The sequence below is a fragment of the Pseudomonas sp. UBA6315 genome (assembly GCF_002438125.1).
GTDB lineage: Bacteria > Pseudomonadota > Gammaproteobacteria > Pseudomonadales > Pseudomonadaceae > Aquipseudomonas > Aquipseudomonas faucium.
This window is the reverse complement of record NZ_DJTF01000073.1, coordinates 1-11,229: the sequence shown is the minus strand read 5'-3', so window position 1 is coordinate 11,229 and position 11,229 is coordinate 1. Positions and strand designations below refer to the sequence as shown.

The following is an 11,229-nucleotide window of genomic DNA, read 5'->3' as shown; positions in this document are numbered from 1 at the left end:
GCCTTGCCCGGAATCTGACCGCCCCCGCGATCCCCTGTGGGAGCCGGCTTGCCGGCGATGGGGCCCTGGCAGGCTGACTGGTTTTTCCCGGCGCGGGCCTCATCGCCGGCAAGCCGGCTCCCACAAGGGCTCACACAAGGGCTTGCTTTTGTGTAATGCGCTGGCGCTCAGTGCTTGACCTGCTGCTCCCCAAACGCTGATAGCCGTTGCCTTGCCCGGAATCTGAACGCCCCCGCGATCCCCTGTGGGAGCCGGCTTGCCGGCGATGGGGCCCTGGCAGGCTGACTGTTTTTGCCTGCGCCGGCCTCATCGCCGGCAAGCCGGCTCCCACAAGGGCTCACACAAGGCTTGCTTTTGTGTAATGCGCTGGAGCTCAGTGCTTGACCTGCTGCTCCCCAAAACGCTGATAGCCGTTGCCTTGCCCAGAATCTGAACGCCTCCGCGATTTCCTGTGGGAGCCGGCTTGCCGGCGATAGGGCCCTGGCAGGCTGACTGGTTTTTGCCTGTGCCGGCCTCATCGCCGGCAAGCCGGCTCCCACAAGGGCTCACACAAGGGCTTGCTTTTGGTGCTCAACGCTCGACCTGCCACCCCCCACCCAACGCCTTGTACAACGCCACGCTGCCTTGCAGCCGGGCCAGGCGCAGCTGCGCCTGCTGGTCCTGGGCCAGGTACAGGGTGCGCTGGGTTTCCAGCACGCTCAGCAAGGTCTCGGCGCCGGCGCCATAGCGCTGCTGCGCGAGGTCGAAGGCTTGGCGTGCCTGCAGCACTTCCTCGTCCTGCCACTGGCGCTGGCGGTCCACGCCGTGGATGGCGTTCAGCGCCTTCTCGACATCGGCAAAGCCAGCCAGGATGCTGCTGCGGTAAGTCTCCAGCAGTTCGTCCTGCTCGGCTTCGGCCAGCTGCCTGGCGGCGCGCAGCCGGCCGTTGTTGAACACCGGCGCCACCAGGCCTGCGGTGAGGGTGTAGTAGGACGTGTCGAACACCTCGGCGAAGGTATTGGCGCCGGTGCCCAGGTTGGCGCCCAGGGTCAGCTTGGGCAGCAGCGCCGCCCGCGCCACTTGCACGTTGGCGCTGGCGGCGGCCAGGCGTGCCTCGGCGGCGGCGATGTCCGGGCGCCGAGCCAGCAGCTCGCTGGGCACGCCGCTGCCGATGGCGGGCCACTGCACGCTGGCGAGTGCCTGCTGGCTGGCAGGCAGCGCCTGCACCGGGTCGCCGAGCAAGGTCGCCAGGGTCACGCGGCTGTCCTGCAACTGTTGTTCGAGCAGCGGCAGCTGGCGCTGCTGGGCGGCCACCAGGCTGCGCTGCTGGGCCAGTTCCAGGCGCGTGGCGGAGCCTGCACGCTCGCGGCTTTCGACCAGGTGCAGCACGTCGCGGGCGTTGCTCAGGTTGAGCTGGGCGATACGCAGTTGTTCACCCAGGGCCAGGCCTTGCAGGTAGCTGTCGGCCACGGCGCTGAACAGGGTCAGCTGCACCGTCTGGCGGTCGAAGCGGCTGGCGTCGAGGCCGTGCAGGGCGCTGGCGCGGGCGGCGCGCAGGCCGCCCCAGAAGTCGAGTTCGTAGCTGGCGCTGAGCTGGGTGCCGAAGGTGGTGTAGGTCGGCTGGCGGCGGCTCACGTCCAGCGAGTCGGCGCCGTCGCCATGCAGCAGGCGCTGGCGGCTGCCGTCCAGGCCCGCCTGCAGCTCCGGCAGCAGCGGGGCGCCGGCGATCACGGCGCGGGCCTGGGCCTGGCGAACCCGCGCCGTGGCGGCCGCCAGGTCATGGGCATTGGCCCGGGCTCGGTCGATGAGCTGGTTCAGCTCGGGGCTGGCAAAGGCTTGCCACCAGGTGGACGACGGCAGGCCCAGATTGGCGGTGGCTGTTTCGCCTTGCCAGTGCAGCGGGGCGGCGATGCCACTGGCGGGCGGCGGTGGCGTGCTGCAGGCGGCGAGGCCCAGGCACAGGGTCAAAAGGCTGATGCGGCTTGGCAATGTCATGGCTTATTCGCTGGTAAGGGCTTTGACCGGGTCGAGCCGGGAGGCTTTGCGCGCCGGCATGAAGCCGAACACGATGCCGGTGACCACGGCGCAACTGAACGCGCCGAGGATGGCCGGCAGGGCGAAGGCCACGGCCACCTGCGCCAGGGTCAGGGCGCCGCCGATCGCCAGGGCCAGGAGGATGCCGGTGACGCCACCGACCATCGACAGCATCACCGCTTCGCTGATGAACTGGCGCTGGATGTCGCGCTGGCGGGCGCCGGTGGCCATGCGGATACCGATTTCGCGGGTACGTTCGCGCACGGTCATGAGCATGATGTTCATCACCCCGATGCCGCCGACCAGCAGCGAAATCGCGGCGATGGCCCCGAGCATCAGCGACAGGCTGTTCTGGGTGCGGGCCTCGGCCTGGATCAGCGCTGCGTCGTTGGTCAGTTCGAAGTCGTCCTTGCCCTGGTGGCGCTTGCGCATCAGCTGGGTGATCGCCGCTTCGCTGTCGGCCACCCGGGCCGAGTCGGCGGCGGCGATGATCACGTATTCCGGGTCATGGCTGCCGAACAGGCGGGTGGCGGCGGCGGAATAGGGCACCACGATGCGCTCGTCGCTCTTCTGATCGCCTGAGCTTGCGCCCTTGGCGGCGAGCAGGCCGACCACCTGGAACGGCACGTTGCCGATCAGCAGGTACTGGCCCAGGGCATCGCTGCCGGGGGCCATGAGTTTGTCCCGGACCTTCTGGCCGATCACCGCCACGGCGGCGCCGCCGCGCTCGTCGGCTTCGCTGAAGAAGCTGCCCTCGACCACCGGCCAGTTGAGGATGCGCGGAAACTCGACGTTGTTGCCGCCGACGTAGAACTTCTGGTTGTTGTTGCCATGGCGCACCATCACGTTGCTGCCGATCACCGGCATTACCCGCTGCACCTGGGGCAGCTCGGCGATGGCCGCGACATCGTCGAGGGTGACGATGCCGCCGGGCTCGCGCAGGGTTGGCGGGCGGCCGTTGAGGTAGAGGATGTTGGAGCCGAACGCGGCCATCTGCGCCATCACCTGGCGTTTGCTGCCTTCGCCGACGGCGAGCATGACCACCACCGAGGCCACGCCGATGACGATGCCGAGCAAGGTCAGGGCGGTGCGAAAGCGGTTGATCCACATCACCCGCCATGCGGCTTGCAGGGCTTCGAGCAGTTCGCCTTGCCAGGCACCGTGCGCGGTGGCGCCGCGGTCCAGGCGCTGGCGCAGGGTATCGGCCTGCAGGCTTTGCGCCGTGGCTTGTGGCGGCTGGCCGGCAGCGGAGTCGCTGACCATCAGGCCATCGCGAATTTCCACCACCCGCCGGGCCCGCTGCGCCACGGCGCGATCGTGGGTGATGAGGATGATCACATGGCCCTGGCTGGCCAGCTCGTCGAGCAGGGCCATGACTTCGCGGCCGCTGTGGCTGTCGAGGGCGCCGGTGGGTTCGTCGGCGAGGATGATGTGGCCGCCGTTCATCAAGGCCCGGGCAATCGACACACGCTGCTGCTGGCCGCCAGACAGTTGGTGCGGGCGGTTGCCCAGGCGGCTGGCCAGGCCCAGGCGGGTCAGCAGGGCGGCGGCGCGGGCGTGGCGTTCGGCCGGTGGGGTGCCGGCGTAGATGGCGGGCATCTCGACGTTTTCCTGGGCCGAGCCGGAGGGGATCAGGTGGTAGCCCTGGAACACGAAGCCGAAGGCTTCGCGGCGTAGCCAGGCCAGTTGGTCGCCATCCAGCTGGGCGACGTCCTTGCCGGCGAACAGGTAGCTGCCAGTGGTAGGGCGGTCGAGGCAGCCGAGGATGTTCATCAAGGTCGACTTGCCGGAGCCGGAGGCGCCGACGATGGCGATGAACTCGCCGGGCCGGATGCTCAGGCTGATGCCGCGCAGCACCTCGACCGTGGGCGTGTCGCCGCCGCCGTAGGACTTGCGGATATCGCGCAGCTCGATCAGGGGCGTGTCCATTCAACCTCCACTGGCGGCAGGGGCGCCGATGACCAGGCGTTCACCTTCGTCGAGGCCGTCGACGATCTGCACGCGCAGGCGGTCGCTGAGGCCGATGCGCACCTGGCGTTGTTCGACCTTGCCATCCTTGCCCAGCACCTGGGCCAGGCGCAGGCTCTCGCCTGCGCCGTCGTCCAGGGCGGCCAGCGGTGCGGTGAGCACTTGGCTGGCGTGGCCGGCGACGAAGAACACCTGGGTGGTCATGTCGGCCATCAGCGCGCCGTCGGGGTTGTCGACGTCCAGCAGCACGGTGTACTGCACCACCTGGCTGGCGGCGGAGCCGGCGCTGGCGCTGAGCGGGCTGCCGCCGCCCTGGCTGGCGTGGGCCAGCGGCTTGGGCGGGATCGGCAGGATCTGGCGCACGGTGCTGTGCCAGCGGCGCTTGCCGCCGGCCAGGGTGGTGAAGTAGGCGGTCATGCCGGGCTTGACCTTGCCGATGTCGGCCTCCGAGACCTGCGCCCACACGGTCATCGGCGACAGTTTGGCAATGCGCAGGATCAGCGGGGTCTGCTGCTGGGCGTTGAGGGTCTGGCCTTCGCGCGCATCCACCGCGACCACGGTGCCGTCCATGGGTGCGTAGATGCGCGTGTAGCCGAGCTCTGCTTCGTCGCTGCGCAGGTTGGCCTGGGCCTGGCGGATCTGCGCCTGGTACATGGCGATGCGGGCCTGGGTCACCTTGAGCTGGGCGTCGGCGGCCTGCAGGTCTTCGGCGCGGGTGGCGCCGGCGGCGGCCAGTTCGCGCTGGCGCTTGTGCTGCTGCTGGGCCAGCAGGTATTGCGCCTGTTGTTCGGCGAGCTGGGCCTTGAGGTTGTCGATCGAGAAACGCCCGGCGTCGAGCCGGGCCTGCTGGGTCGAGGGGTCGATCTCCACCAGCAGCTGGCCCTTGCGCACTTGGTCGCCGGCTTCCACGTGCAGGGTGCGGATCTGCCCGGAAGCCTGGGCGCCCACGTCCACGTAGCGGCGCGGCTGCAGGGTGCCGAGGGCGGTGACACTGCTTTCGATGTCGCCACGGGCAACGGCGACGGTGCTGACCGGCAGGGCGCCATAGGGCAGCGCCTTCCAGGCCAGCAGGCAGCCCAGGGCCAGCAAGCCAAGGCTGCCAAGGGCGATGCGGCGGCGGGTATTGGGTGAGCGTCTCATGCGGGCTTCCAGCCAGGGGTGGGCCACGCGCGGCCAGGGCAGGGCGCGCAGGGAGGTGCCAGTAAGACGAAGGTAGGCGGGGTGGATTTACAGCGGCTGCAGGAGTGTTGCTGAGAATAATTATAATTTGTAAGATCCGTCGCTGTTATCACTCAGACCTTGTCCCGGCCTGTCAGGACGACCCCAGGTGCCGTCGTGGAACATTACTATCGCGAATTGGTGAGCTTCCTTGCTGCCCGCCTGGGCAACCGCCAGGCGGCCGAAGACGTTGCCCACGATGCCTACCTGCGGGTGCTGGAGCGAACCGGCACGCAGCAGATCGAGCACCCCCGCGCCTTCCTTTACCGCACCGCGCTGAACCTGGTGATCGACCGCCATCGGCGCCACCTGCTGCGCCAGGCCGAGCCGCTGGAGGTGCTGGACCAGGACGAGCGCTGGCACACCGCGCCGCCCACCCTGAACCTGCAGCTTGACCAGCGCCTGGCGCTGATGCGCAAGGCCCTGGACGAATTGAGCAAGCCCTGCCGCGACAGTTTCCTGCTGCGCAAGCTGGAGGGCTTGTCGCACCCGCAGATCGCCGAGCGCCTGGGGATCTCGCGCAGCCTGGTAGAAAAGCACATCGTCACCGCCATGAAGCACTGCCGGGTGCGCATGCGCCAATGGGAATCCTGAAAAAGTGGTCGTAAGTCAGTGAAAATTCTGTGTGCTGGCCACTTGATTTCTCACTGTTTCCCGACAACTATCTAGATTGACCCCTCCAGAAAGTTCCTGGCGGTTGCCGGTTACTGGCGCAGTTTGGTCAGGGAGCGTGCCCCTATTCACCTGACTGCCCAGGTCCGACAATGACCAACAAGACCCTGCGCATCCTGATTGCCGACGAGCACCCGTGCCAGCGCCTGCAGCTGGAAAAACTGCTCAATGGCCTGGGCTATTTCCGGATCGCCCCGGTGGAAAGCTTCGACGAACTGCAGCGCCTGGTGCATTGCGCGCTGGAGCCGTTCAACCTGCTGGTGGGCAACTACGAACTGGGCAGCCATGCCGGCGTCGACCTGGCGCGCTTTTGCCGGGTCAGTGCGCAGATCCAGCACGCTCTGCTGTATCACTCCCAGCACCTGAAAGTCCCTGCGGTGCCGCAGACCGAGCGCCAAGCGGTGAACGTCAGCCTGCCGCAGGTGCCGGACAACGAGGCGCTGGAGTCTTTCATGGCGATCATCGATGCACCGGTGGTGATCGGCAAACTGGCCCTGCCACCGGGGTTGTCCGGCGGCAAGCAGGCCTACCAGCGGCGCAACTTCGCGCACACGGTGTTCAGCCGCTAAGCGGGGACGGCAGGGGCTGGCGGGGATTTGCTATCCTCTTGCCCTTTGCCGATTTGCGGACTCCTGCCAATGACTGCCATCGATACCGCTCGCCCGCCCCGGTTCAGCCGCGGCGATCACCGGACCCTGGGCCTGGCGGCACTGGGCGGCGCGCTGGAAATCTACGATTTCATCATCTTCGTGTTCTTTGCCCTGACCCTCAGCCAGCTGTTCTTCCCGCCCGAGATGCCCGAGTGGCTGCGCCTGCTGCAGAGCTTCGGGATCTTCGTCACCGGGTACCTGGCGCGGCCGCTGGGCGGCATCCTCATGGCCCATTTCGCTGACCACCTGGGGCGCAAGCGGGTGTTCAGCCTGAGCATTTTGATGATGGCCTTGCCGTGCCTGCTGATCGGGGTGATGCCGACCTATGCCGACATCGGCTATGCGGCGCCGTTGATCCTGCTGGGGCTGCGCATCCTGCAGGGCGCGGCGGTGGGGGGCGAGGTGCCCAGTGCCTGGACCTTCGTTGCCGAACATGCGCCACCCGGGCGGCGCGGCTATGCCCTGGGCTTTCTGCAGGCGGGGCTGACGTTTGGCTACCTGCTCGGTGCGCTGACCGCGACGCTGCTGGCGCAGGTGTTCACGCCCCAGGAGATTCTCGATTACGCCTGGCGTTACCCGTTCCTGCTGGGCGGGGTGTTCGGCGTGATTGGCGTGTGGCTGCGCCGCTGGCTGAGTGAAACGCCGGTGTTCCTGGCGCTGCGCGAACGCCAGGAAAAGCCGGTGAAGTTCCCGCTGCGACGGGTGCTGGGCGAGCACCGCCGGGTGTTGATCCCGGCGGCGCTGCTGACCTGCGTGCTGACCTCGGCGGTGGTGGTGCTGGTGGTGATCACCCCGACCGTGATGCAGCAGCGCTTCGGCATGAGCGCCGGGCACACCTTCGCCCTGAGCAGCGTTGGCATCGTCTTTCTCAATATCGGTTGCGTGCTGGCCGGGCTATTGGTCGATCGCCTGGGCGCCTGGCGGGCGCTGATGATCTACAGCCTGTTGCTGCCGCTGGGCATCGGCGCGCTTTATGCGAGCCTGGTGGGGCAGTGGGGCATGACCTGGCTGGCCTATGCGCTGGCGGGGCTGTCGTGTGGCGTGGTGGGGGTGGTGCCGTCGGTGATGGTCGGGTTGTTCCCGGCCGAGATTCGCGTGTCGGGCATTTCCTTTACCTACAACGTCGCCTATGCGCTCTGGGCCAGCACCACGCCGTTGGCGCTGATTGCGCTGATGCCGTGGAGCCCGTGGGTGTGTGTCGGGTTTTGTCTGATCATGGGCACGGTCGGGCTGCTGACCGCGCTGTACTTCGGGCGCCGCGAGCCGCTGGCGTTTGCCGCGGAGCCGATGCCGATCATGTGCGGTGACAAATGAGGGGCTAGTGGCCGGTGGGCGGTGAGGCAATCTTTTGGGTGGAGGCTATTGGAATAACCTATTAGCCAAATTTAACCTAAAAGGTTAATTTCTCATGGAAAAGAGAACGCCTCATTGCTCCCTGGAGCGGGTTCACTCACTCGTTGCCGCCAACCGAATCAGCCCGACGGGCGCCGCTTTGAAAGGGGCGAGGGCGTTGGGTCTCGATTTTGCCTGCATGGTGGACGTCATTCGGGGGTTGAGCCGAAAGGATTTCTACAAAAGCATGACCAGTCATGGGGATCATCAAGTTTGGCAGGATGTGTATCGGCCACTCACAGCGGTCGGCTACCTCTACCTCAAGCTGTCAGTCATCGATGACGTGCTTATCGTGTCTTTCAAGGAGTTGTGATCATGAAGTGCCCGATATGCGGTGGCGCGGAACTGGCGCAAGATACACAAGACATGCCTTATCGTTACAAGGGGCAGACAACATCGATCCCGGATGTCACGGGCCAATACTGTCCTGTTTGTGGCGAGGTGGTTCTGAGCTTCGATGAAGCCCATCGCGTCAGTGAACGGATGACGGCCTTTGATCGGCAAGTCAATGCGGCAGAGGTTGATCCCAATTTCATCGCTGCTGTGCGCAAGAAGTTCGACCTCGATCAGCGAGAAGCAGGTGAAATCTTTGGCGGCGGGGTGAATGCTTTTTCTCGCTACGAGAATGGCAAGACCAGCCCGCCCGTAGCGCTGGTCAAGCTGTTCAAGCTGCTCGATCGCCACCCTGAGCTGTTCGAGGAAGTTAGGACTGCCTGAGCCCTGGCACAAGAACCTGCATACGAAAAAGCCCCCGGGCCGTGAGGCCAGGGGGCTTTTGTTTGCCGCAAGGGCAGGGGCTTACATGTTCGGGTAGTTCGGCCCGCCCGCGCCTTCAGGGGTGACCCAGGTGATGTTCTGGGCCGGGTCCTTGATGTCGCAGGTCTTGCAGTGCACGCAGTTCTGCGCGTTGATCTGGAAGCGCTTGTTGCCGTCTTCCTGGGTGACCACTTCGTACACGCCGGCCGGGCAGTAACGCTGGGCTGGCTCGTCGTACAGCGGCAGGTTGCTGGCGATCGGGATGTTCGGGTCGGTCAGCTTCAGGTGGCAGGGTTGTTCCTCTTCATGGTTGGTGCTGGAGAGGAATACCGAGCTGAGCTTGTCGAAGCTGAGCTTGCCGTCCGGTTTCGGGTAGTCGATCTTCTTCGAGTCGGCGGCCAGCTTGAGGCAGGCGTAGTCCGGCTTGGTGTCGTGCAGGGTGAACGGCAGCTTGCCGCCGAACCAGTTCTGGTCGACGTAGTTGAACGCACCGCCGAGCAGCGGGCCGAACTTGTGCAGCGCCGGGCCGAAGTTGCGGCTGGCGAACAGCTCTTCATGCAGCCAGCTGGCCTTGAAGCCCTCGACGTAGCTGTTCAGCGCATCGCCGCCCTCGCTGCCGGCGATCAGTGCGTCGGCCACGGCGTCGGCCGCGAGCATGCCCGACTTCATGGCCGTGTGGCTGCCCTTGATCTTGGAGAAGTTCAGGGTGCCCAGGTCGCAGCCGATCAGGGCGCCGCCGTTGAAGACCATCTTCGGCAGCGAGTTCAGGCCGCCCTTGCAGATGGCGCGGGCGCCGTAGCTGATGCGCTTGCCGCCTTCGAGGTACTGCTTCATTACCGGGTGGTGCTTGAGGCGCTGGAATTCGTCGAACGGCGACAGGTACGGGTTGGCGTAGGACAGGTCGACGATCAGGCCGACCACCACCTGGTTGTTCTCCAGGTGGTAGAGGAACGAGCCGCCGGTGTTGTCGGCGCTGATCACGTCCAGCGGCCAGCCGGCGGTGTGCACCACCAGGCCCTGCTCGTGCTTGGACGGGTCGATTTCCCAGATTTCCTTGAGGCCGATGCCGTAGTGCTGAACATCGGCTTCGCTGTCGAGGTTGAAGCGCTTGATCAGCTGCTTGCCGATGTGGCCACGGCAACCTTCGGCGAACAGGGTGTACTTGGCGCGCAGTTCCATGCCTGGGGTGTACAGGCCGTCTTTCGGGTTGCCTTCGCGGTCGACGCCCAGGTCACCGGTGATGATGCCGCGAACCACGCCGTTCTCGTCGAACAGGGCCTCCTGGGCAGCGAAGCCCGGGTAGATTTCCACGCCCAGGTTCTCGGCCTGCTGGGCCAGCCAGCGGCACAGGTTGCCCAGGGAGATGATGTAGTTGCCCTGGTTGTGCATGGTCTTGGGCACGAACAGGTCAGGCACCTTGGTCGAGCTGCCGGCATCCTTGAGCACGTAGATGTCGTCGCGCTTGACTTCGGTGTTCAGCGGCGCGCCGAGTTCTTTCCAGTCGGGGAACAATTCGTTCAGGGCGCGCGGTTCGAACACCGCGCCGGAGAGGATGTGGGCGCCGACTTCGGAGCCTTTCTCGACCACGCAGACGCTGATCTCGCTACCGGCTTCGGCGGCCTTCTGCTTCAGGCGGCAGGCGGCGGACAGGCCCGCCGGGCCGGCGCCGACGATGACCACGTCGAATTCCATGTATTCGCGTTCCACTGGTTCTCTCCTACTCATCAAGGCTCGTGCTGTTGCTTGGGTCTTATTGGGGTGCTTGCGTGCAGCGGCTCGTCACGGGAGCGAAACTGTAGCTACGCAAAGGGGGGACTACACCGTATTGTCTTGGCCGCGCATTATATCTACACCACTCGGCGGGTCCAATACAAACGTTTGTTTGAATTTGCCGCAGGCCAGTAAAATCACAGGAACGCGGCTGGAGGGTGACCGATTTGCCGTATTGACCGGATTGGGTGTTACGGTCAAGATACGAGCGGTTTTACGCTCGCCGTAGGCTGACCGTCGGGCGCAGGTGCACCCCTAAAGACCAGGCGTAGCGCAGGGTTTTCGGGCCGATCCCGGTTTTGTAGTGGAGTCTACACGCCACGACAGAAAATGACTCGCGGGTTTTGCCCGAAGCGTCTGAACAGGACTGATTGGTCACTGTGAAGTTCGCGCTTCCCGGTACGTTTTTAGAGGTGCCCTTGTACCCACGCGCATCGCAGGGCTTAGCCCAGGCGACTATCTATTCACCGGAGAGTAACGAGGAATCCATGAAGGTTCTTGTAGCTGTCAAACGAGTGGTCGACTACAACGTCAAGGTTCGCGTCAAGGCGGACAACTCCGGCGTCGACCTTGCAAACGTCAAGATGTCCATGAACCCCTTCTGCGAAATCGCCGTGGAAGAAGCCGTGCGCCTGAAAGAGAAAGGCGTTGCGACCGAGATCGTCGTCGTCTCCGTCGGCCCGACCACCGCCCAGGAACAGCTGCGTACCGCGCTGGCACTGGGTGCTGACCGCGCCATCCTGGTCGAAGCCGCCGATGAACTGAACTCCCTGGCCGTGGCCAAGGCGCT

Annotated in this window: 10 protein-coding genes; 6 read left to right on the top strand and 4 right to left on the bottom strand. The window is 65.5% G+C overall.

Going from position 1 to position 11,229, the window contains the following annotated elements:
- Positions 1-570 precede the first annotated feature (570 nt).
- Genes B3E94_RS09145 through B3E94_RS09135 form a run of 3 tightly spaced genes read right to left on the bottom strand, consistent with a single transcriptional unit; the run spans position 571 to position 5,121 of the window.
- Positions 571-1,974 (bottom strand): efflux transporter outer membrane subunit, encoded by a 1,404-nt coding sequence (locus B3E94_RS09145; RefSeq protein ID WP_286913178.1) that lies wholly within the window; start codon positions 1,972-1,974, stop codon positions 571-573.
- A gap of 3 nt (positions 1,975-1,977) precedes the next feature.
- Complete coding sequence (locus tag B3E94_RS09140) at positions 1,978-3,942, bottom strand: MacB family efflux pump subunit (RefSeq protein ID WP_286913177.1); 1,965 nt, start codon at positions 3,940-3,942, stop codon at positions 1,978-1,980.
- Positions 3,943-5,121, bottom strand: a complete 1,179-nt coding sequence (locus B3E94_RS09135) for an efflux RND transporter periplasmic adaptor subunit (RefSeq protein ID WP_286913176.1) — start codon at positions 5,119-5,121, stop codon at positions 3,943-3,945. It lies immediately after the preceding gene.
- Positions 5,122-5,316: 195 nt separating this feature from the next.
- Between B3E94_RS09135 and B3E94_RS09130 the strand changes: the two genes are divergently transcribed.
- The 5 genes from B3E94_RS09130 (at position 5,317) to B3E94_RS09110 (ending at position 8,630) form a co-directional block, all read left to right on the top strand.
- Complete coding sequence (locus B3E94_RS09130; protein WP_176516634.1) at positions 5,317-5,793, top strand: sigma-70 family RNA polymerase sigma factor; 477 nt, start codon at positions 5,317-5,319, stop codon at positions 5,791-5,793.
- Positions 5,794-5,963: 170 nt separating this feature from the next.
- The gene (locus B3E94_RS09125; RefSeq protein ID WP_286913174.1) at positions 5,964-6,440 is read left to right on the top strand and encodes a histidine kinase; all 477 of its coding nucleotides are present in this window, start codon (positions 5,964-5,966) and stop codon (positions 6,438-6,440) included.
- A 69-nt stretch (positions 6,441-6,509) separates the two neighbouring features.
- On the top strand, positions 6,510-7,835 hold the full coding sequence (locus B3E94_RS09120) for an MFS transporter (protein WP_176516631.1): 1,326 nt from the start codon (positions 6,510-6,512) through the stop codon (positions 7,833-7,835).
- A 94-nt stretch (positions 7,836-7,929) separates the two neighbouring features.
- A complete protein-coding gene (locus tag B3E94_RS09115) occupies positions 7,930-8,226 on the top strand; it encodes a type II toxin-antitoxin system MqsR family toxin (protein ID WP_286913173.1) in 297 nt (98 codons plus the stop codon).
- 2 nt (positions 8,227-8,228) lie between these two features.
- Positions 8,229-8,630 carry a type II toxin-antitoxin system MqsA family antitoxin gene (locus B3E94_RS09110; protein ID WP_176516629.1) on the top strand — a complete coding sequence of 134 codons (402 nt, stop codon included), beginning with the start codon at positions 8,229-8,231 and terminating at the stop codon, positions 8,628-8,630.
- Positions 8,631-8,711: 81 nt separating this feature from the next.
- Here B3E94_RS09110 and B3E94_RS09105 read toward each other — a convergent pair whose 3' ends face one another.
- Positions 8,712-10,394, bottom strand: coding sequence for an electron transfer flavoprotein-ubiquinone oxidoreductase (locus tag B3E94_RS09105; RefSeq protein WP_286913171.1), 1,683 nt, complete (start codon positions 10,392-10,394; stop codon positions 8,712-8,714).
- Between the two features lie 533 nt (positions 10,395-10,927).
- Between B3E94_RS09105 and B3E94_RS09100 the strand changes: the two genes are divergently transcribed.
- Positions 10,928-11,229 (top strand): electron transfer flavoprotein subunit beta/FixA family protein (locus tag B3E94_RS09100; RefSeq protein ID WP_414708144.1); only part of this gene is annotated, 302 nt, incomplete at its 3' end.

Excerpts from the sequence above, each read along its gene's own strand:
- B3E94_RS09145 (WP_286913178.1), bottom strand. The coding sequence starts at position 1,974 with ATGACATTGCCAAGCCGCATCAGCCTTTTGACCCTGTGCCTGGGCCTC.
- B3E94_RS09140 (WP_286913177.1), bottom strand. The coding sequence starts at position 3,942 with ATGGACACGCCCCTGATCGAGCTGCGCGATATCCGCAAGTCCTACGGC.
- B3E94_RS09135 (WP_286913176.1), bottom strand. The coding sequence starts at position 5,121 with ATGAGACGCTCACCCAATACCCGCCGCCGCATCGCCCTTGGCAGCCTT.
- B3E94_RS09125 (WP_286913174.1), top strand. The coding sequence starts at position 5,964 with ATGACCAACAAGACCCTGCGCATCCTGATTGCCGACGAGCACCCGTGC.
- B3E94_RS09120 (WP_176516631.1), top strand. The coding sequence starts at position 6,510 with ATGACTGCCATCGATACCGCTCGCCCGCCCCGGTTCAGCCGCGGCGAT.
- B3E94_RS09115 (WP_286913173.1), top strand. The coding sequence starts at position 7,930 with ATGGAAAAGAGAACGCCTCATTGCTCCCTGGAGCGGGTTCACTCACTC.
- B3E94_RS09110 (WP_176516629.1), top strand. The coding sequence starts at position 8,229 with ATGAAGTGCCCGATATGCGGTGGCGCGGAACTGGCGCAAGATACACAA.
- B3E94_RS09105 (WP_286913171.1), bottom strand. The coding sequence starts at position 10,394 with ATGAGTAGGAGAGAACCAGTGGAACGCGAATACATGGAATTCGACGTG.